At 58.8% G+C, this 19,904-nt stretch carries 22 protein-coding genes and 3 pseudogenes; 18 read left to right on the forward strand and 7 right to left on the reverse strand.

Going from position 1 to position 19,904, the window contains the following annotated elements:
• The first annotated feature begins 77 nt into the window (after positions 1 to 77).
• The 4 genes and pseudogenes from EN862_RS32760 to EN862_RS32775 form a co-directional block, all read left to right on the forward strand.
• A pseudogene (locus tag EN862_RS32760) lies at positions 78 to 729 on the forward strand (IS6 family transposase).
• A gap of 109 nt (positions 730 to 838) precedes the next feature.
• Positions 839 to 959: pseudogene (locus EN862_RS37055) on the forward strand (IS66 family insertion sequence element accessory protein TnpB); the annotation flags it as partial.
• Positions 940 to 1,368 (forward strand): IS66 family insertion sequence element accessory protein TnpB, encoded by a 429-nt coding sequence (gene tnpB, locus EN862_RS32770; RefSeq protein ID WP_127868728.1) that lies wholly within the window; start codon positions 940 to 942, stop codon positions 1,366 to 1,368. The pseudogene EN862_RS37055 and the gene tnpB, both read left to right, overlap by 20 nt.
• A gap of 112 nt (positions 1,369 to 1,480) precedes the next feature.
• Positions 1,481 to 1,849: pseudogene (locus EN862_RS32775) on the forward strand (helix-turn-helix domain-containing protein); the annotation flags it as partial.
• Positions 1,850 to 2,188: 339 nt separating this feature from the next.
• Here EN862_RS32775 and EN862_RS36380 read toward each other — a convergent pair.
• From EN862_RS36380 to EN862_RS32800, 6 genes are all read right to left on the reverse strand, one after another.
• A complete protein-coding gene (locus EN862_RS36380) occupies positions 2,189 to 2,350 on the reverse strand; it encodes a hypothetical protein (RefSeq protein WP_167524594.1) in 162 nt (53 codons plus the stop codon).
• Positions 2,351 to 2,368: 18 nt separating this feature from the next.
• Positions 2,369 to 2,785: a hypothetical protein gene (locus tag EN862_RS32780; RefSeq protein WP_127868729.1), complete on the reverse strand. Its 417-nt coding sequence runs from the start codon at positions 2,783 to 2,785 to the stop codon at positions 2,369 to 2,371.
• 12 nt (positions 2,786 to 2,797) lie between these two features.
• Positions 2,798 to 3,337: a hypothetical protein gene (locus EN862_RS32785; RefSeq protein ID WP_127868730.1), complete on the reverse strand. Its 540-nt coding sequence runs from the start codon at positions 3,335 to 3,337 to the stop codon at positions 2,798 to 2,800.
• A gap of 111 nt (positions 3,338 to 3,448) precedes the next feature.
• Positions 3,449 to 4,162 (reverse strand): thermonuclease family protein, encoded by a 714-nt coding sequence (locus EN862_RS32790; protein ID WP_127868731.1) that lies wholly within the window; start codon positions 4,160 to 4,162, stop codon positions 3,449 to 3,451.
• A complete protein-coding gene (locus EN862_RS32795) occupies positions 4,159 to 4,704 on the reverse strand; it encodes a thermonuclease family protein (RefSeq protein WP_127868732.1) in 546 nt (181 codons plus the stop codon). The genes EN862_RS32790 and EN862_RS32795 overlap by 4 nt, the downstream gene beginning before the upstream one ends.
• The gene (locus tag EN862_RS32800) at positions 4,701 to 5,309 is read right to left on the reverse strand and encodes a hypothetical protein (RefSeq protein WP_127868779.1); all 609 of its coding nucleotides are present in this window, start codon (positions 5,307 to 5,309) and stop codon (positions 4,701 to 4,703) included. The genes EN862_RS32795 and EN862_RS32800 overlap by 4 nt, the downstream gene beginning before the upstream one ends.
• 154 nt (positions 5,310 to 5,463) lie before the next feature.
• On the opposite strand from EN862_RS32800, the gene EN862_RS32805 reads away from it, so the two are divergent.
• Genes EN862_RS32805 through EN862_RS32865 form a run of 13 tightly spaced genes read left to right on the forward strand, consistent with a single transcriptional unit; the run spans position 5,464 to position 18,438 of the window.
• Complete coding sequence (locus tag EN862_RS32805; protein WP_127868733.1) at positions 5,464 to 6,408, forward strand: lytic transglycosylase domain-containing protein; 945 nt, start codon at positions 5,464 to 5,466, stop codon at positions 6,406 to 6,408.
• Positions 6,409 to 6,420: 12 nt separating this feature from the next.
• Positions 6,421 to 6,768 (forward strand): TrbC/VirB2 family protein, encoded by a 348-nt coding sequence (locus EN862_RS32810; protein ID WP_127868734.1) that lies wholly within the window; start codon positions 6,421 to 6,423, stop codon positions 6,766 to 6,768.
• Positions 6,769 to 6,770: 2 nt separating this feature from the next.
• A complete protein-coding gene (locus EN862_RS32815; protein WP_127868735.1) occupies positions 6,771 to 7,070 on the forward strand; it encodes a VirB3 family type IV secretion system protein in 300 nt (99 codons plus the stop codon).
• Between the two features lie 3 nt (positions 7,071 to 7,073).
• Positions 7,074 to 9,485: a VirB4 family type IV secretion/conjugal transfer ATPase gene (locus EN862_RS32820; RefSeq protein WP_127868736.1), complete on the forward strand. Its 2,412-nt coding sequence runs from the start codon at positions 7,074 to 7,076 to the stop codon at positions 9,483 to 9,485.
• Positions 9,482 to 10,567 (forward strand): lytic transglycosylase domain-containing protein, encoded by a 1,086-nt coding sequence (locus EN862_RS32825; RefSeq protein ID WP_127868737.1) that lies wholly within the window; start codon positions 9,482 to 9,484, stop codon positions 10,565 to 10,567. Before EN862_RS32820 ends, EN862_RS32825 begins: the two co-directional genes overlap by 4 nt.
• Positions 10,568 to 10,577: 10 nt before the next feature.
• Entirely contained in the window at positions 10,578 to 11,282 is a 705-nt protein-coding gene (locus EN862_RS32830; RefSeq protein ID WP_127868738.1) for a type IV secretion system protein, read from the forward strand.
• Positions 11,272 to 11,496 carry a hypothetical protein gene (locus tag EN862_RS37060; RefSeq protein WP_127868739.1) on the forward strand — a complete coding sequence of 75 codons (225 nt, stop codon included), beginning with the start codon at positions 11,272 to 11,274 and terminating at the stop codon, positions 11,494 to 11,496. Before EN862_RS32830 ends, EN862_RS37060 begins: the two co-directional genes overlap by 11 nt.
• Positions 11,497 to 11,511: 15 nt before the next feature.
• Positions 11,512 to 12,543, forward strand: a complete 1,032-nt coding sequence (locus EN862_RS32840; RefSeq protein WP_127868740.1) for a type IV secretion system protein — start codon at positions 11,512 to 11,514, stop codon at positions 12,541 to 12,543.
• A gap of 38 nt (positions 12,544 to 12,581) precedes the next feature.
• A complete protein-coding gene (locus tag EN862_RS32845; RefSeq protein WP_127868741.1) occupies positions 12,582 to 13,271 on the forward strand; it encodes a type IV secretion system protein in 690 nt (229 codons plus the stop codon).
• Positions 13,268 to 14,077, forward strand: coding sequence for a TrbG/VirB9 family P-type conjugative transfer protein (locus tag EN862_RS32850; protein ID WP_127868742.1), 810 nt, complete (start codon positions 13,268 to 13,270; stop codon positions 14,075 to 14,077). The genes EN862_RS32845 and EN862_RS32850 overlap by 4 nt, the downstream gene beginning before the upstream one ends.
• A complete protein-coding gene (gene virB10, locus EN862_RS32855) occupies positions 14,077 to 15,303 on the forward strand; it encodes a type IV secretion system protein VirB10 (RefSeq protein WP_127868743.1) in 1,227 nt (408 codons plus the stop codon). Before EN862_RS32850 ends, virB10 begins: the two co-directional genes overlap by 1 nt.
• Positions 15,284 to 16,300, forward strand: coding sequence for a P-type DNA transfer ATPase VirB11 (virB11, locus tag EN862_RS32860; protein WP_127868744.1), 1,017 nt, complete (start codon positions 15,284 to 15,286; stop codon positions 16,298 to 16,300). The genes virB10 and virB11 overlap by 20 nt, the downstream gene beginning before the upstream one ends.
• Positions 16,297 to 18,438, forward strand: coding sequence for a type IV secretory system conjugative DNA transfer family protein (locus tag EN862_RS32865; protein ID WP_127868745.1), 2,142 nt, complete (start codon positions 16,297 to 16,299; stop codon positions 18,436 to 18,438). The genes virB11 and EN862_RS32865 overlap by 4 nt, the downstream gene beginning before the upstream one ends.
• Positions 18,439 to 18,599: 161 nt before the next feature.
• On the opposite strand, the gene EN862_RS32870 is transcribed toward EN862_RS32865, so the two are convergent.
• Positions 18,600 to 18,833: a hypothetical protein gene (locus tag EN862_RS32870; RefSeq protein WP_127868746.1), complete on the reverse strand. Its 234-nt coding sequence runs from the start codon at positions 18,831 to 18,833 to the stop codon at positions 18,600 to 18,602.
• Between the two features lie 144 nt (positions 18,834 to 18,977).
• Between EN862_RS32870 and EN862_RS32875 the strand changes: the two genes are divergently transcribed.
• Positions 18,978 to 19,724: a DUF4336 domain-containing protein gene (locus tag EN862_RS32875; RefSeq protein ID WP_127868747.1), complete on the forward strand. Its 747-nt coding sequence runs from the start codon at positions 18,978 to 18,980 to the stop codon at positions 19,722 to 19,724.
• Positions 19,725 to 19,904 lie beyond the last annotated feature (180 nt).

A 19,904-nucleotide genomic window follows, 5' to 3' on the forward strand; every position in this document is an offset into this window, starting at 1 on the left:
GGATTTTGCTGATCGAGGTGATATTCGACCAGCATGACCGAAGAACCGCTTACCCGTAACCACGTTTTCCAGCCGAGATTATCGCCCATGCCGTGTGGCTTTTTACCGATTTCCGCTGAGCCTTCGCGAAGTCGAAGACCTGCTTGCCGAACGCGGGATTGAAGGGGCGTTTCAGACACTGTCGGAATGGGTGGTGAAATTTGGCCTCAAGTTCGCTTATCAACCCGGCGGCGATCACGCGGCAACTTTGCCGACAAATGGCATCGTGATGAACTTGTCGTATCGATCAAGGGCAGGAAATACTGGCTGTGGCGTGCCGTCGATGCCGAAGGCTTTATTCTCGATGCGCTTTTACAAAGCCGTAGGAACAAGAGCGCTGCGCTGCGGCTGATGCGCAAGCTGCTCAAAAGCCAGGGTACCAAGCCGAGGGTGATGGTCACCGACAAGCCGCGCTCTTATGCTGCCGCGAAAGCTGAGTTGATGCCGGGTGTCGAGCATCGCTCACACAAGGGCTTGAAAAATCGGGCGGAAAATTCCCATCAGCCGATCCGGCGACGAGAGCAGATTATGAAGCGCTTCAAGCCACAGCGACATTTTCAACGCTTCGTCTCCATCCACGATCCCATCGCCAACCTGTTCCACATTCCCCGACACGACATCTCCTCCGGCCATCATCGCCAATTGCGTTCAGCGGCGATGAACCTGTGGGCGAAAATCGCCCGAGCGTGATAGACAAACTCGGCCGGCGTCATGGTCTGTCCTCGTTACCGTTAAGTTTACGATGCCGTTGGCGGCCTTGCTGCCGCGCTTCTGAAGAAAATTCGCGCGGCATTGACACTCTCCAGCGAGGTTGAGCGCGTCACTGCCGAACGGCGTGAAGCTGACGTTGGAATGCGGGTGACGTAGATGCATTGACGGCAATCATCGGAGCGCTTGGTCATGTTCAGACTTGGCGCTGATCTCAAGGTTTACCTTCATCGAGAGCCGATCGATTTTAGGGCCGGCATCAACAGCCTTGCGGTTCTGGTCCAGGAGACGATGGCATTGGACCCGTTTGCTCCAGCGGTTTTTGCATTTTGCAATCGCCGGCGTGAGCGGATGAAGCTGTTGTTCTTCGATCGCTCAGGCTTTGTGCTTGTCCTGAAGCGGTTGACGGAGGACAGGTTTAGATGGCCGCGCCGCGAGGTGCCGGTGGTCACGTTGACGATCGAACAGCTTCATTGGATCCTCGATGGCATCGATATCGACGCGATGGCGCACCGGGCGGGATTCGAACTTCTGAGGTCCGATGAACACGATCGCCATTGCCAGCCCGAGAACCGGTGTCTGAACGCAAGCCGCCCAACCAACAGGCAACAGGCGGCCTAAGCACTTGCTACACTTGCACGATCAGGCTTTTATGCTGCCCGACCTGAGAGATAGGTGACGTTTTGTACCGGAGACATGGGTAACACTTTCCGCTTTTTGGCGGGAGGTGTTGATGCCGTGGAGAGAGACTTCGGTGATGGAGGAACGTCTACGATTTGTCGCCCGCTTGCTTGAGGGCGAAGGCATGAGCGATGTGTGCCGGGAGTTCGGCATTTCGCGCAAGACCGGCTACAAGATCTTCAATCGCTACAAGGACGACGGCCTGGAGGCGCTGACGGACCGGTCGCGCCGACCGGTGCGCTATGCCAACCAGCTGCCCGAGCCGGTCGAAGCGATGATCGTGCGGCTGAAGAAGGACAAGCCGCATTGGGGTGCACGCAAGATCCGCGAACTGCTGGTGCGCAAGCTTGCCGGCGACGTGCGGGTGCCGTCGAAGAGTACTGTGCCTGCCGTTCTCGACCGGCATGGGCTGGTCGCCCATGGCGGGAACGTGATCATCAAGGCAGAAGTCGCCAGTGTTCTTTATGGCATCGCTGACTCCTATAAACGGGAGGCCCGGTGGCAGGATACGGACGCCAAAGTTCGGCGGCGATTGCGCGGCCGGTGACATTGACTTGGTGCTTCAAGATTGTTCTTAGCGTTGGTTGACGGCTTCGATTGGCTAACGCTAGCAAGCCGACAGTCCCCTTCCGGCCCCGTTCGAGACATTTAGAGTGCGACCCAGGGGAGGACTGCTCCTGGCGCATGGCCGTCATTCGTGCTGGTCCCAGCGGGTGACTGCTCACCGCCCAAAACGGAAGTCCGTGTCGGTTACCGAACGTCAGAATTTCACCACTAGGCGGATGAGTCCGGCCTGTGCCGCGCCGGTGACGATTCCAAAAAGCAACGCAGCGAGGAAGTTCCAGCCGAGGCAGAGTGAGATGACGAAGCAAACCACGGCTGTTGCAAAGACCGTCACGTAGTCGAGAAATTGATCTTCCATTACGAACACCTCATCGGCCTAGAAGATTGTGGCAACCCATTCGCCGTTTGCCGCCTTTGCGAAGCCTACAACACGATTGAGGGGCTGTGCCTCAGGCGACATCTTGACCGTGGTCATGCACGAAACGCCGGGGCCGTTGTTGTTTTTGTCGCACTGGCCAAGGGCAAGTGAGATCTTCGGCATGTCGTTGCGATCCCAGGCCAACGGTGAGGTGGATTGCGCGTTCTGATAGGCGGCCAGTGCCTCACCCTCTGACGGTTTTTCCACGACTGGTAGAGGGCACAATGAGGGATCAGCGGTTATCGCCGCCGTGAGCTCGGCCTTGGGAATGGTCCTTGCCTCGACAGTCGGGTGTGGAATTGCCAGCCAGGTTCCGCCGGCGCCGACCACAAGGCCGGCGCCGGCTGCTATGGCGAGCAGGACGGCATTGTTCATCGCTCTGACCCACTAGAGATTCAGATTGAACCAGTGGCGTTGCTTGACGCCTTGGTCATTCGGAATGTCGAAGTACCAGGGGTCAGCGCGCCTCGGCCGCGGCGAGGAAATTTCCTTGATGCAAGAGTCTTCTCCGTCACGGGCCCGGCGATTCAAAATCACGCCGGCTTGATTGGCGGGACCGTTTAGACCGGGGTGCGTTTGACAGGTGTTGAGGGTCTTGACGCAACGATCCGGCACGCCGCGATTTCCGTCCCGGCCATATTGGCTGTAGCCGATCTTGGTGCCTTCGGGGCAACCGGCATAGTCCTCACGACCCGGTGCACCGGCGTTTGCTTCGTTGCAGATTGGCCACGAGAAGCCAGGGTTGGACATGGCAGCAATAAGTTTGATCATCGGCGGGATGCAGTATTGCACGCCATGCCAGGAAGGGTTTTGCGAGGCTGCGCAAAGCAGGACTTGGCAGCCCCAGGATGCGTCTTGTGCCTTGGCCGCTGCGGCGGGAAGGAGCACGGCGCCGGCGAGGCCGGCGGCATAAATCAGGTGTTTCATGTCGGGCGGTCCTCTCGATGATAATTGCGGGCATCGCCCACGACAGACGGTGTGCGGCTAGAGTGGAGCGGTTCGCTTCGAAGCGTCTGGCACGTAGACGAAGTCCGGCAGCTATCGGTCTGTCCTCAACGGTCGCTTGCGGGCATCGGCAAAAGGCGGGGATATTTCATTCTCGCGTTCGGCCAGCAGATTGAAATCAGCGATCGGCCGGCGCTCTAGCGTCTTGTCGACGGCCTTGCGGCGCCATTCATTCATGTCGAGCACGTAGGTTGCCCACATGCCGTAGCGCGCGGCCATGGCGTAACGCTGATAGGCGGCATATGGGCCATTGACCGGATAGGGAGAGGCAACCCGCGCCCAACCGACACGAAGCATTTCCAGGGCAAGATCTCGAGCGCCGGTCGTGCAACGCGCGATCGCCGTACCGTCGACGCTGTAGGAGACGACGTTGCAGGTCACCGACTTGTCGCCGACCGTTCGTTTGAGCCAAGCCTTGGCAAATGGTCCGCACGGAACGGGGAGGGGGGCCTTCACGCGCTCGCGGTCTTCCCATTTGGGATCGAGTGCCCATTGCGGAAGCTCGCACGCGTCGATGTCGGCCAGTTGGACGCTCAGTGCGTATTGGGGGTACCAAAGCGTCCGCCCGTCCATGACAGCGACCCGCCCCCTCAGAACGAGACGCACCCCGGTCACCTGGGCGGCGGACGGTTCTACGGCTGGCCGGTAGACCTTGAGGACAGGCTCATTCCTGATGACATCGGCCGCTTCGACGACCTCAGCGCTGAGGGCAAGCATTGCTGCCGACAGGAGGAGTTGGGCTTTCATTGCTTCGCCTCCTTCTTGGCGCGCTCGTTGGCTGTCTTGGCCAACAGGACTGCAGGGTGCACAACATCAGGGAACTGCCAGAGACCCGCCTTGCGTTCGCGGGCGTCCAGCTCGGCCACGGAGTACGGCGGATGAAGGGGCATGCCCTGATCATCGAGCGAAGCGAAGGCGTAGCCGCTCGAAATCATCATCGTGGCGAGGTCGAGGCGATCCTTGCCAACGGTGGCGTAGCAGATGACATAGGTCAGGTCCGCCGTCTTGGCGACCGGCGCGCAAACCGGCTTGGTGTCCTTGATATAGGCAGCAAAAATTGCCAGGGAGGCATCGCCACAGTCGCGCTCTTGCCCCTTCAAGTCGGTGTAGTTGGTGCCGCGAAGGCAGGATTGAACGCCAAAGAGGCGATAACGTTGACCGTCGGCGACCCAGGTATCGCCGGTTTCCAGTGTTATGCCCGGCTTCAGGTCGAAATAGCCATCCGGCGCACTAAGTGCCGTTGCGACACCGGCCGCGGTGAGCGCAAGGGCGAGTGGAAACCTCTTCATTGGGCTTTCACTCGCGGATCGGCCCACATGCCGTAGGACCCTTTCTTGCCGACATCTTCGGCCTGCGCGAGGTCCGGCCGGTCATAGGAGCCATCGGGCTTTTTTGTCAGGCGCAACGCGCCGAGAGACAAAAGCTGTTCCTCGAACATATCAACCGAATCGAGGCTGCCGGGATAGTTATAGTAGCCGTAGCAGGTAGCATTCTGCGTCGGAGACGACTGCTCGCTGACGAAGGCCCGGCAGAAGATGACCTTTGGGCTTTTCAGCATGATTTGCAGCTGCTGTTGCGCGAAGTCGGCGCAAGTGCCGGCAAAGCCTTCCTTCCTGTTGACCATTTCACCTTGGCACGGCTGGAGACCGTAAAGGTGAAGACTGGTCTTGCCATCGACCCGGAAATCCGTGGGCGATACCGCCACATATCCGGATGCTGACGCGTAGCCCTTCCGGTCCACGGCTTTGCCGCTGCCGTCATAGTACTCGACGACCAGCACCGTCTTGCCCGGTGCCGCCAGCGACTTGATGTAGTCCTTGTTGACGTTGTCCACAGACCAGGCCGACGTTGCGATAACGCAACCTGCGAATGCAGCAAAGATGGTCCGTTTCATTTCCATCCCTTTACCATATTGGCTCATGCCGATCCCACTTTTGGGGTTTAAGTGTAGCGCAAAAGATTGTATCGCTACACCAAATCGGTTCATACAATGGCGAACTTAATCGGTTTTCGCCACAATCTCAACACCGCAAATGAGGCGGGTCGCGATGACGAAAAGGGCTGGAGCGAGCAGCATTGGAGGCAATGGATCCCTGATTTGTTCGATCCTGCTTAATGTGCTCATCGCTGGCGCGGCAATAGCCCAGGAAGCGCAGAAATCCGCCAATTTTGTTAGCAATTTCGCGCAAGCTGAAAGCACCACTGATGCTGCCGTCAGTCAAATTTTCGATTCTAGATGGGGCACAAGCGGCGATCATTACGTGCTCAGTGAGGACGGCGTTATCGCGCCAGAGAAGACAGCTAAAGAGGACCAGCGGGCAGTTACTCATTTTGGGATACTGCAGCGGGCTTACACAACGGAGGACGAAACAGAAGATGATGCCATATTGGGTAAGCTGCCGGTAGGACAGACTACCCAAAATGTCGTGGCAAATGCAGCTCAAGACAGCACGCCAAGCGTGCAGGCATGCGGTCCGTCACCGCTGAGCCCTTCGGAAATCAAGCAATTGGTTGTCGATGCGGCGCGGCGTCACAAGGTCGACGAGGTTTTCGCCGCGGCGATTGCCTGGGCGGAAAGCGGCTTCGACCAAACTCGCAATTCGGACAAAGGCGCACGCGGCCCCATGCAGCTCATGCCTGCGATCGCCGAACGGTTCCAGGTCGAGGACATCTGCGATCCGGAGCAGAACATAGAAGGCGGCATGAAATACCTGCGGGTCCTGCTCGACCAGTTCCAAAATCCTCTGCTTGTCGCCGCTGCCTACAACAGCGGCGAGCAACGCATCTACGAGTACGGCGGCATCCCGCCGTTTCGGGAGACCGTCGGCTACGTCGCCAAGGTGGTCAATTACCAGATCGGTTTGCCCATGCCGGCGCCGAAGGCAAACCCCAAGGGTTCCGGGACCACGACAATCGCAGGCGGTGGTGAGGACGTCGGTGTCATCGCCGTGAGGAAGACCGGCAAGTTTGTCGGCGGAGTGATGCACTTTTGAAGGAGAGAACGCATGAAGTGCAATGCAATTGACGGGCCGAAGGTCAGCGCATGGAAGCTGGCAGCCGTTCTTGGATTGGCTGCGGCCGTGCACATGGCCGGCGTCGATCTAGCCTTGGCGCAAAGTGGCGGCGCCGGCGGCGCCTTCGCGCCACTGCAGACGGCCGTTCAAATGATCGTGGATTTCATCACAGGTCCGTTCGGCCGGCTGCTAGCGATCATTGCGGTGATCGGCCTCGGTTTCCTCGCCTTCGCCGGTCGGCTGTCGTGGTTCACGGCCGGCGCCGTCATCGTCGGCATCGGTTTGGTCTTCGGTGCACCAACCATCGTCGATGAAATGATTGCGGCTGTCGGCAAATAGCGATGGCTGAGTTCGAGGATGAAAAGCCTGCCCTGACGCCGTTGGTGATCGGTCTTACCCGTTCACCGACGCTTTGGGGTGTGCCGTACATGGCCGTCGTTATCGTCGTCGGTTTTACGATCATAGGCTGGTTGGGCTCCAACTCCCTGTGGGCACTGCTGACCGCACCAGTCGCCTACCTCGTCCTTTTCACTGTGTGCACCTGGGACAACAAGATCCTCGACGTAATGCAGGTTGCGTCGCGCAAGACGCCCCGCACGCGCAACAAGAGCTTTTGGGGCACCAACTCATACGGACCATAACCGATGCTGAAAGTCGTCACAGATGAGCTTGGGTTTGGGAAGGCCGCTCACAACGAGCGGCCAATGTCGACTCATATCCCCTATTTGCGCCATGCATCCGACATGGTGATCGGCTTGGAAAATGGCGCCTTGATCAGCGTCATCAAGCTCGATGGCCTGTTCTTCCAGACTGAGGACCAGGCCACGCTAAACATGCGCTCCGTCGTGCAAAACACGATGATCCGCGCGCTCGGTTCCAGCCGGTTTTCGCTATGGTCGACGGTCATTCGCCGCGCGGTTGAAACCGAGATCGGAGGCGCCATTGATGATCCGTTCTGCGACCTACTCAACAAGCGTTACATGGAGCAGTTGCGCCACAAGCGCATGTTCACGAACGAGATCTACCTGACCATCGTCAGGTCAGGAATGAGGGGTGCGCTCGGAATCGGTGACACCCTTAAGCGGATACTCAAAAACGCCAGCCGCGACGGCCGCTCTCGGCAGTCACGCGAGGACGTGACGGAACTGGAGGAGCTGGTCACCAACATCACGCGCGAGCTCGAGAAATACGGCGCGCGTGCGCTCGGCATCGCTCGCCGCGACGGCGAGCCATATTCCGAACCCTGCGAGTTCTTCAACACAATCCTGACCTGCGGCGTGCCACGTAAGATGCGGCTCCCGCGTATGGGCATCAGCAACTATGTCGGCACCTCTCGCCTGCATTTCAGCAAGCGGACCATGCAGGCACAAGCCGCAGTCGACGAGGACAGCCGTTTCGGCGCGCTTCTGTCGGTAAAGGAATATCCCCCCTTCACAGGGCCGGGAATGCTCGACGGCCTTTTGCAAGTCAATCACGAGTTCATTCTGACGCAATCGTTCACGATCGCGGACAAGCCCATTGCTCAAGAGCGAATTACCCGCCTGCAGCGCCAAATCCAGACCTCGGACGAAGCGGGTAGCTCGGTCGAACACGACATCGATTTCGCGGTTAACAGCCTGATGAACCAGGAAGCCGTTTTCGGCTTCCACCATCTGACATTGTTGTGCCTGTCGCGCGATCTGGAGGGCGTGAGCAAGGCGGTCTCCGAGCTTGGGGCATGCCTCACCGACATGAACATCAACTGGCTGCGCGAGGATATGAACCTCGAAGCAGCCTTTTGGGCGCAATTGCCGGGAAATCACAGTTACATCGCTCGCAAGGCGTTGCTGTCCAGCGGCAATTTTGCCGGTTTGTCGTCGATGCACAATTTCGCGACGGGACAATCCGACGGCGCGCATTGGGGCCTGCCGATCGCGATCCTCGAAACGACTTCGCAGACGCCGTACTGGTTCAACTTTCACCAACGCGACATTGGCCATTTCCTCGTCACCGGTCCAACCGGTTCGGGCAAAACGGTCGGCCTGACGTTCTTGCTTGCCCAGGCGATGCGTATCACTCCCGCGCCTAAGGCAGTTTTCTTTGACAAAGATCGCGGTGCGGAGATCTTCATTCGGGCGGTTGGCGGCACCTACGAGGTGCTGTCCCCGGAAACACCCACCGGCTTCAACCCTCTCCAGCTCGAGAACACCGGACCGAACCGGGAATTTCTCCTGCGGCTACTGAAGGCAATGCTTCGCGCCAGCGATCGTCGCGACTTTAGCCAGGAAGACGAAGATACACTCGAAAAGGCCTTGGCTCGGCTCATGCAAGAGCCCGCGGCTGAGCGTAACTTGGTGAACCTGTCGACCCTGCTCGTCGGTCGCTCTCGCGCAGACGCCAACGACCTTCATGCACGACTGCGGCCATGGATCGACGGCGAAAAGGCATGGCTGTTCAATGCTCAGCACGACGTTCTGTCGTTCTCAGGGCGTCGTGTCTTTGGCTTCGACATGACCAACATCCTCGCAAATGAGGAGTTGCGCACACCGGCGCTGATGTACCTCTACCATCGGCTGGATGAGCTGCTGAACGGCGATCCTGTCATGTTCTTCATGGATGAAGGCTGGCAGCTGCTCCAGGACGATACCTTTTCGGCGTTCATCGTCGACAAGATGAAAACCATCCGCAAGCTCAACGGCATTGTCGGTTTCGGAACGCAGTCGGCGGCCGACATCACCAAGGCCCGGGCATCTCACACGCTGATCGAGCAGTCGGCAACCAACATCCACTTCCCTAATCCGCGCGCGGACGAGGAAAGCTACATCAGCCGCTTTGGCCTGACGGTCAAAGAATTCAACTTCATCAAAAACACCCCGCCTGAGAAGCGCACTTTTCTCGTCAAGCACGGGAATGACTCGGTCATTGCCCGCCTCGATCTGTCGTCGATGCCCGACATTGTGAAGGTCCTGTCGGGCCGAAAGAAGACGATCGAGGAGTGCGCAGCACTTCGGAGAAAATACGGCGACGAGCCGGAAAAGTGGCTGGCTGAATTTTGCGGATGGGAGAAGGCCCAATGAGAAATCGTCTGGCCCTTGGCTTGCTGGTGTCAACACTCGCCACCCCCGTTCCGGCGATGGCGTCTGGTGTTCCCGTCATTGACGGAGCAAACCTCGGTACAAAAACGGATCGGAAGGACGAGGTCGGCGAAATCGAAAAGACCGACAAGGACCGGTATTCGATCAACAAAGGCGTGACCTGCTCCGTCTACAGGGAAGGTCGCAAGGACGATCCGACCGCGGCCGCGCAAGCCAACCCTGAAATCGTCGGCCTGGTCAAAAGGGTCGCGAGGGAAGAAGGCGTAGACGAGAACCTTTTTATGGCTCTCGTCTACCAGGAAAGCCGTTTCAATCCGTGCGCCCAATCCGGCGCCGGCGCATACGGCCTCACACAGCTGATGCCGGGGACCGCAAGCGATCTCGGGGCCAATCGCTACAATATCGAGTCAAATTTGCGTGGCGGCGCTCGCTATCTGAAACAGCAGCTCAAGCGGTTCGGCGGCAACGTGAATCTGGCACTTGCCGCCTACAATTCTGGTCACGGCAGCGTCCAGAAATACGGCGGCATCCCGCCGTTCAAGGAAACGCAGGGTTACGTCAAAAAGATCACCCAACAGTGGCTGCCGGCACTCGGTGGGGCGAATGGGGCGAACATCCCGATCAACTATAGCGGCGGCAGCACATCCTACACTGGCATGCGGGATTCGACGATCAACGCCATGGCGACGTCGCAAGCCACGCAGGAGAGCGGCGCCAACGTCGCGTCATGGCTGCAGCAGCTCGGCGGCCTGACCACTGGGACCATTCAGGACAGCTGGGACCACAATTCCGGTGCGCGAAACGCCAATCTCGAAATGATGAACCAGGTCATCCTGCTCGGGACGACAATGGCTGACCTGTTCAATTCAAGAAACGCGATGCAGCTGACTGAAACGTCGGGCTCATCTCAGTCCTCTGGAGACAAAAACAAAGGCGAGGTGCCGCGCGAAACCACTGGTCTGTGCGACCCGCGCGAAGGGTTCACCTGGAGCCCGGCGGACCAAGCCTGTGTCCAGAAGCGCGAGCGTGAATCCACCCTCAACCTGCAACTCAAGCTTCAATAAGGAGACCTCTATGAAGCGCTCTATCCTCACTGCGTGTTCGGTTCTCTTTGCTTCCGCGGCATGGGCATCAGGTGTGCCGGTCATCGACGGCGCCAATCTCAAGGTGGCCAAGGAAACGGCCATGACCACCGACAAGATCCTGAACACGAACAAGGACATCCTGTCGACTGTCGAGGACACGTTGAAGGCCGTCACCGGCGATCGCGGCGGTGACGCCAACCAGATGCAGAATCTGGCTGTTGGCAACGGTTTCAGCGTGTCCTCCATGCCGTCCTTCGACAGCATCATGTCAGGCGGTGTGCCAAATTTCGGCGGCATGGGTGGCGACATCAGCAAGATCGCGACCACCTTCATCAATGGCCTGCAGCTGGTGAAAAGCCTCTCTGGCAAGTCAAACAGCGGCTTTTCCAGCGACAAGTCCTATGAAGAGCTGATGAACACGGTGCTTGGCGTTTCGGCCCTTGTGACCGGATCGCAGAAGGCCGTGACGACGCGCCGGAGCGCCTTCGAACAAGCCGGACAGAGCATCGGCCAGGCTAAGGACATCAAGGGGTCGATCGATCAGAACACCCAATTGCAGGTCCAGGCCGGCCTCACCATCAACGAGCTCATCGGCGTGATGAACGGTGCTGTCGGCTCCCTGCAGGCCGATAACCAGCGCCGGCTCACCGACATTTCCAACTCGAAGAAGGCGTTGACCTACGGTGGTAACTAAGCCCGCACACTTAGGCAGAGCATTGTTCCTCGTCGTGATCGCGATCGGCGTTGCCGGCTGCGGCACGGTCAAAGAGAAAACGGCCCCCTGCAAGCGACCCGCAGATCTGACGTCCTACGCTGCCGACCCTCGCCAGGAATGCGGCCCGATGTCGTACGTCAACGGCGACCCAGCCACGGCCGCGGCCGCGATAAAGGCGATGGCAACTCCATAAGGACGATCGGCGGCAATGGAAGATTTCTTAGGCGACCTTCTCGACCGGATTGAAGACACCGGAAGGACCTTTTCGGAAAGGGCATATGGGATTGTCGGCAGCGAAATTACGCCGCTGCTCAACGTCCTGTTCCTGGCCTACGTCGCCTATTACGGCCTGCAGCTCTTCATGGGAACGTCCAGGGTCAGCGTTGCCGAAGTCGTCGGCCGCGTCGCCCGGATGGTGGTCATTTTGCTGATCGTCAGAGAATGGAGCAATTTCGACACGCTATTCTACAGTTGGCTGAACAACACGCCAGAGGATGTAGGGCGCGCGATCCTGACGGCCACGGGAACCGGCATCACCGAACCGACAAATGGCCTGTCGATGATCTGGAAGACCGCCAATGAAGCAGCGGCGGCGTTTGCGGAACAGTCGGGCTACTTTGCCATTCTGCCGTCGATGATCGGCTTTCTTATCATGCTTTGCGTGGCGGTCTTTATCGCCGTCGCGCTGGCGATCCTGTTGCTGGCGAAGGTGATGATGTGGGTGCTGGTCGGAACAGCCCCGATCTTCATAGCCTGCATGCTGTTCGAGCAGACGCGACGCCTCGGCGTGTCGTGGTTCCAACAGGTCCTGCTCTACGCGCTGATACCGCTTTTCATCTATGTGGTTGCCGCCTTCCTCATCGCCGCCATGGATCCCGAGCTAACCAAGGTGACGAATGCAGCGAACCAACGCCGGCTGCAGCTCAGCGACGTGTCGGCTTTCCTGCTGCTGTGTTTCGCAGGAGCATTCGTACTTTTCCATATCCAGGTGTTGGCCCAAAGCATCGTCGGCGGCGTCTCAGCGGGCATCGGCAACGTCGCGAGAGCTGTTGCGCAATACTCCGGCATGACGGCTCCAACGAAGGCACTCGACGCTGCACGCGGCGCGGCAGGCGTGGTCGGCAATGCCGGTATGCGAGCACGCAATCGTATCCAATCCGGCATGATTGCCAACATTCGCACGGCCAATGAGCGCACCGCCATGCAGAACAGAATCTCCAACAACAGCATGCCTCGCTGAGGCTGCTCGCCGGCAGGCAAAGTAAGGGCTGGATCAACATGGCAGATGAAGGTGCTCTGAGGAGCTATTTTCAGGACGGCGATCGATGGGAAAACGAGATTGTCAAAAAGGCGAAGCGCTCCCGCTCGCTTGCATGGTTCGTGGCGCTGCTTTTCGGCGTGATCACGTTGCTGGCGCTGGTCGCGCTCGTTCTCTTGGTCCCACTGAAAAGCTTCGAGCCGTATATCGTCGAGGTCGACAAGAACACCGGCTATATCGAGGTCAAGACAGGCCTGACCAAGCCGTTGACCCTGACAGAGACGCAGGCCATCACGCAAGCCAATGTGGTGCGCTATATCCGCCAGCGCGAGGGCTATGACCCGTTCGCCATCGAAGAAAACTTCGGCGTCGCCGCACTGCTGTCGACCGGAGATGCGGCACGCGAATTGGCAGAGCAGTACAGCGCAGCCAACCGAAACAATCCGACCAAAGTCTACGGCAAAAACAAGCGCGTGCTGGTCGACGTCAAGTCCGTGACGTTCTCGAATGCCAGCACAGCGCTGGTCCGGTTCTCGACAACGGAAAAGTCCGACACGGATTCGATCGTCCGGCACTACATTTCGGTTGTGCGCTACCGCTATACGGACACGCCGGAAACGAATGAATGGCGGTTTGAAAACCCTCTCGGATTCCAGGTCTACAACTACCGCCGCGACCAGGAAACGGTTACGCCGGGAGACGAGGGATGATGAGGCGCCTGCTGTTTTCGGCGGCGCTTTCCGTCGCCATCCTGACTCACGCCCATGGCGCGCAAACGCCTCGTCCGGGCAACCTCGACGGGCGCGTTACCAGTGTCGTCTATCAGCCGAACAACGTGGTCACGGTCAATGCCACCTACGGCATTTCGACCATGATCATTTTCGATGAAGACGAGAAATTCGAAACGATCTCGCTCGGCGATACGGAAAGCTGGCAGGTGGCGCCTTCCGAGAAGGGCAACATCCTGTTCGTCAAACCGGTCGCCAAGAACGTCACCACCAATATGAACGTGGTGACGACGAAACGAATTTATTTCATCGAGCTGCACGACTATGCGCCAGAGGCAGGCCACAAGGTCTTCGGCGTGCGCTTCGTCTATCCAGAGAAGGATCTGAACGCTGCCTTGCGCAAGGAGGCGGAATATAGGGCGGCAAACCCCAACGTCGCGAACATCGACAAGGCCAACGTCAACATTGACTACTCGTTCTCAGGCGACGCGGCCCTGAAACCGTCGATGGTCTTTGATGATGGCAAGAAGACCTTCTTCAAATTCGACGGCCGCGCGCCGGCGATCTTTGCCGTTCAATCGGATTTTTCCGAGACGCTGCGCAATTTCCGCAAGGAGGGCGAATATCTCGTCGTCGATGGCGTCGCCACTCAATACACGCTGCGCGACGGTGATCAGTGGACGTGCATTTTCAACCTTCGAAAGCCCGACTTCGGGACCCCAGACCCCGACGTCCGCGGCCCGGCTCCCGATCGCCAGGCTAAGAAGCGCTGGAGGAGCGGCAACTGATGAAGCAATCTCCAGAATTAGAGGCCATGCTTGCCGGCGACGATGCGGCCATCGCCAATAAGAATGCCAAACGCAATCAGCTGCTCGGCGGTGCTGCGCTGTTAATCGGTGGCGTTGTCGCCGCCTATTTCGTCCTCTCGCCCGCCAAGGAACCCTCTCATGACATCACCCAGGGCGACGAGGAGTTTCGGACCACGACGTTCCGTCCCCCGTCATTCGTGCGCGAGCAGGATAAGCCGGAGCCGCAACCCGACCCGGCGATCATCAATATTCCGCCACCGCCCGAACCGGTTAAACCCAAGATCGACACGACGGAATTCAACGTTCCACCGCCGCCGCCCCCGGTTGCTGAGCCGGCCGTCGCGCCGCCCCCCGCGGACGAACCGCCACCGGAAGAATTTCCGCAACGCTACAAATCAGGGCTGATCTCGCTCGACCAGGCCAAGGCTGAGGACGGCGCCAGCGGACTCGGCGGCGCCAATGGCAGCGGCTCTACGGTCGCAGGTGAGGACCGCAACAGCAAGTTCCTCGCTGCCGCATCGAGCCTGGCCGACCGTGGCGCGAAGGCCACCCAACTCAAGCGCATTGATGCCTTGATCCCGGAAGGCACTCTCATTCCCGGCATTCTCGAAACGGCGATCAACAGCGACCTACCGGGGCAGATTCGGGCGATCACCTCTCAGGATGTTTATTCGTTCGATGGCCGCCGCATCCTGATCCCGACGGGAACGCGACTGATCGGTGAGTATCAGTCCGATGTGACCAGGGGACAAAAACGTATCTTCGTCATTTGGACGCGGCTTATCCGTGATGATGGCGTGAGTGTCCGCCTGAACTCGATCGGAAGCGACAGTCTCGGCCGTTCCGGTCTCACCGGCCATGTCGACAACAAATGGCGCGAACGTTTCGGCTCGGCCATCGTCCTTTCCATCGTCGGCGCCGGCGCCAGCTACCTGACCGGCTTCGGAAGCGACCAAGCGTACGGCAAGAACAACGACGATGCCAAACGCGGCGAGGAACTGGCGCGCGATACGATTGCGCAAACCTTCAGCGACATGGCCAACCAGGCCTTGAGCGAAAATCTCCGCATCCCACCGACCATCAGCGTTAGCCAAGGCGAGCGCATCTTTGTTTATGTCCGGCAGGATCTCGATTTCAGCGCCATCTACGACGATCCCGTCACCGAAGCGATGAAGGAAATTCAACGTGAACGTCGCCGTCGGTAGAGCCCCGAACCCTTATCATTTTCTCGATCGCGCGCTGTCGCCGCTGAAATCATTCCTGGAAGACCCGAGCGTCGTCGAAATTTCGATCAACAAGCCGGGACACGTCTATGTCGAACGCCTCGGCGCCGATCATATGGAGCATCACGAGATCCATGAGCTGACGGCCACCGAAATCCAGAACATCGGTGAGCGCGTCGCCGGCGCGACAAGTCAGTTTATCAGCCGCTCCAAGCCCATTCTCAGCGCCGCGCTGCCGACAGGCGAACGCATTCAGGTCGTCCTGCCGCCGGCCGCTCCGGAAGGCGGCTCGATCTCAATCCGCAAGCAGGTGGTCAACAACTTCACGCTCGAGGAGTATCGCGACAGCGGCTCGCTCGACCAAGTATCGGTCGCCGTCGGCGGCCTAAGTGACATCGATCGCGACTTGATTGCCCATCTGCGCGCCGGCCGTATCTATGACTTCATCCATACGGCCATCACGAAACGGGTTTCGATCCTGATCAGCGGCGGCACTTCCTCCGGCAAAACGACATTTCTCAACGCATGCTTGAAAAGCATTGATGCCAATGAGCGCATTCTGACGCTGGAAGACACGCGCGAACTGTTTCCGTCCCAGGCCAACAAGGTGCACCTCCTCGCCTCAAAGGGCGATCAGGGTACGGCTGATGTGACGATTCAAAGCCTGCTTGAAGCATCGCTTCGCATGCGCCCCGATCGGCTGTTTGTCGGCGAGATCCGCGGCGCGGAAGCCTTCTCGTTTCTCCGCGCAATCAACACCGGCCACCCAGGCAGCATGTCCACTGTCCATGCCGACACGCCACTGGGTGCCTACGAGCAGCTCGCCATGATGATGCAACAGGCTGGCATGTCGTCAGGTTATTCCAAAGCCGATCTGATGTCGTACATTCAGATGGTCATCCCGATCGTCATCCAGCTCCGCCGCGACGGCGGCAAGCGCGGCGTGTCGGAAATCTTCTTTGCCCGAGATGAATCATGAGCCAGGGCAATAAGGCCTTTTACCTGCTCTTCTGCACCGGAATCGTGTTTGCAGTCTGGATTCTCGGCTATGGCCTCGGCCTGCAGATTTTTTTCCGTGACGGCCGAATTCTCGAAACGACGATCACCACCAACCCATTCGCCCCATTGCAACAATTCTGGCTCTACAAGAGCAACACCACATTGCAGATGGTGGCGATCTGGGCGCTCGTCCCTGCCCTCCTTGCCGGTGGCCTCGTCGCTTACATCGGCCTTCGGCCGCAAGGCAGCCCACTCGGTGATGCAGCTTTTCAGGACATCGCCTCTCTGCGCCGCGGCAAGTGGTTTCGCAAAGCCGGCCATGTCTTCGGTCGCGTCAGCCGCAAAATCCTGCGCACCAAGGATGATCGTCACCATCTGATCATCGGGCCGACACGATCGGGCAAAGGCGCCGGCTATGTCATCCCCAATGCTCTGATGCATGAAGGGTCGATGATCGTAACCGACCTCAAGGGAGAGATTTTCAAGGCGACGGCGGGCTATCGCCGGCGCAACGGCAGCCAGGTCTTCCTATTCGCGCCAGGCGCGGAGAGGACCAACCGCTACAATCCTCTCGACTTCATTCGCCAGGAACGCGGAAATCGCACGACCGACATCCAGAACACGGCGAGCATTCTCGTTCCCGAAAACACCGAATCCGAGAACTCTGTGTGGCAGGCGACCGCCCAACAGGTCATGGCAGGCGCTATCAGCTATGTGCTGGAAAGCCCGTTTTACAACGGCCGGCGCAATCTCGGGGAGGTCAACTCGTTCTTCAACAGCGGCGTCGACCTGCAGGCGTTGATGAAATCCATCAAGGCAAAAGAGCCGTACCTGTCCAAATTCACGTTGGAAAGCTTCAACGCCTACCTGGCGCTTTCCGAGCGCGCCGCCGCTTCGGCCTTGCTCGATATTCAGAAGGCAATGCGGCCGTTCAAGAACGAGCGTGTCGTCGCCGCGACGAACGTCACCGACATGGATCTCCGTGCGATGAAGCGTCGGCCGATTTCCGTCTACGTCGCGCCCAACATCACCGATATCACGCTGCTCAAGCCGCTCCTGACGCTGTTTGTGCAACAGACAATGGACATTCTTACCCTCGAGCACGATCCGAACTCGCTGCCGGTCTACTTCCTGCTCGACGAATTTCGGCAGCTCAAGAAGATGGACGAAATCATGACTAAGCTGCCCTATGTGGCAGGGTACAAGATCAAGCTCGCCATCATCATCCAGGACCTGAAGAATCTCGACGAGATTTACGGCGAAACCTCCCGGCATTCGCTGCTCGGCAATTGTGGCTATCAGCTCATTCTTGGCGCGAATGATCAGGCGACCGCCGACTATGCATCCCGTGCGCTCGGAAAGCGGACCATCCGCTACCAGTCGGAATCGCGCACGATCGAGCTCTTCGGCCTGCCAAGGCGCACGAAGGTCGAACAGATTCGCGAGCGTGACCTGATGATGCCGCAGGAAATCCGGCAGATGCCGGAGAGAAAGATGGTACTGCTTGTTGAAGGCCAGCGCCCGATCTTCGGCGACAAGCTGCGCTTTTTCGAGACACAGCCATTCAAGTCCGCGGAGGCATTTTCGCAGACTCACATGCCGGATGTGCCGCCGATCGAATATCTCCCGGTACAGCCGGTTCCGGCTTTGACCGACGATTATGACCGGGCAGGCCAGCCCGCCGAAGATGCCGGTGCCCCGACTACCGGGATGGCTGGTTTCGAAAAGAGAATGTCATCACCAGTTAATGGCGCTGAGGCGATGCCAACTATCGTTGCGACCGTGAAACCGGCGCCGGCAACAAAGGAGCCCGCAACCCGCACCGTGAATCGCAAAGTGAGCCTACCGAAACCGAAACGCGCTAAAGCGGCGTCGAGTGGCGGATCTGGAAACGAAGCGGAGGCGACACCGGACGCAGCGGCTATCGACGTGCGGATTAAGGTTGCCGAAGAAGGCCTGAAACCTAGCGCTGAACGCCTCAAGGAAACGGTTTTCCAGAAAGTCGAAAAGCTCGGCCAAGCTTCGCCCACGAAACGGCGAAACTATCTCGATATTTTCGCGACGACGGTCCCCGATCCCGTCGAACTCGGCTTGGAGGCCGTGGAAGCCCGCGCATAAAGAGCCACGAATTCCGGGTCTTTATGCGAATTCAGGAGCGAAGTGTAACGCTCAGAAGAAAAGTACAATGCCAGGGGCGACGGTGAGTGAAGTGAGCGGTCTGGACGCGCCAACGGCTGCAACGGGTCGAAAGCGGCATTCTCCTCCGCGGTAGCGCGCAGCTAGCTCCGGCTGATGGATGCTGTGAGGAATCGGACAAAGCCTTCGTGTGCCTGGCGGTGAAGCGGGCCACGCGGAATCGTAACCAGGAAATCCTCGGCGGTCATGCCTGCGACCGGATCGGGCTCCGACCCAGGCTTGGCGAAGGCGATGTAAAGATGGAGCTCCTCCGGTTCGAACGCCAGTTTCCATGCGCCTGTCTGGTCCTCGGCAAGGGTGTAGGTTGACAGCGGCATCGCACTTGCTCCTCTGTTCCCCGGATCGTCGCGACATAAGGGGCCGGTTCAATCGCAGGATATCGGTATTGACTTCTATGCCGCCAGTACGAGCGCCCGCACGCAACAGGCCGGCGAGGATGCAATGGTTGAGTGGGGTCCGCAATGGCCGCATCACTCTATGAACCGATCAACATCTACAAAGCCGTCGGGCCGAACATCGGCATCGTTGACGGACCTTTCGAGTACGTGATCATTGCCGGTGTCAGGCTTCCACTGCCGCACCCCACTCGGATGACGGTCGTCCGATTGTCCAACGGTGATCTGTTCCTTCATTCGCCCACTAAGTTCGATACCAAGCTGGCAACCGAGCTTGAGAGGCTTGGGAAGGTCCGCCACCTCATTTCTCCGAACCAGTTCCATTACGCTCACATAGGAGAGTGGGCGGAGGCGTTCCCCCAGGCACTCACGTGGGCGTCGCCGGGTGTGCGCAAACGAGCGAAAGCACGGCATATCCGCGTTCGATTTAACCGCGACCTCAGCCAGACCCCGCCGGAGGAGTGGCGCACGGACATAGACCAGATGCTGTTTCCCGGTGGGTATTTTAAGGAGTTCATCTTCTTCCACCGGGAAACCCGAAGCCTCATCCTCGCGGACACGATTATCAACCTGGAACTGGACAAAATGGATGAGCCTTGGAGGACGGCCACGAAGCTTTCCGGCATGGCTTACCCGCACGGCCGGACATTCTTTGGAATGCGTCTGCCGCTCCTCTTCCAGCGCCAAAGAGCGGCGGTCGTTGCCGAAAGAATTCGCTCTTGGCGCCCGAGGCGAGTCCTGTTGAGCCATGGGCGCTGCTTTGATGCAGATACCGACGAGATTATTCGCAGAATTTTTGATGAGCGCTCCTGATGAACAAAGGGCAGCTGTCGGGTATCGGCGCCGCCCCGACTCATAACGACAATTGGGCGTTGCTGACTGGCAGTTTGGGGCTGCGAGCGGACCGTCAGCTTCCGGTTCGCCGAACTCGAGAACCGCCTTACATTTTGCTCGATCGTGTTTCGTCTTGAGATCCTTAAAGTCGCGTTGCTG

The sequence above is a fragment of the Mesorhizobium sp. M2E.F.Ca.ET.219.01.1.1 genome (genome assembly GCF_004016445.2).
Taxonomy (GTDB): domain Bacteria; phylum Pseudomonadota; class Alphaproteobacteria; order Rhizobiales; family Rhizobiaceae; genus Mesorhizobium.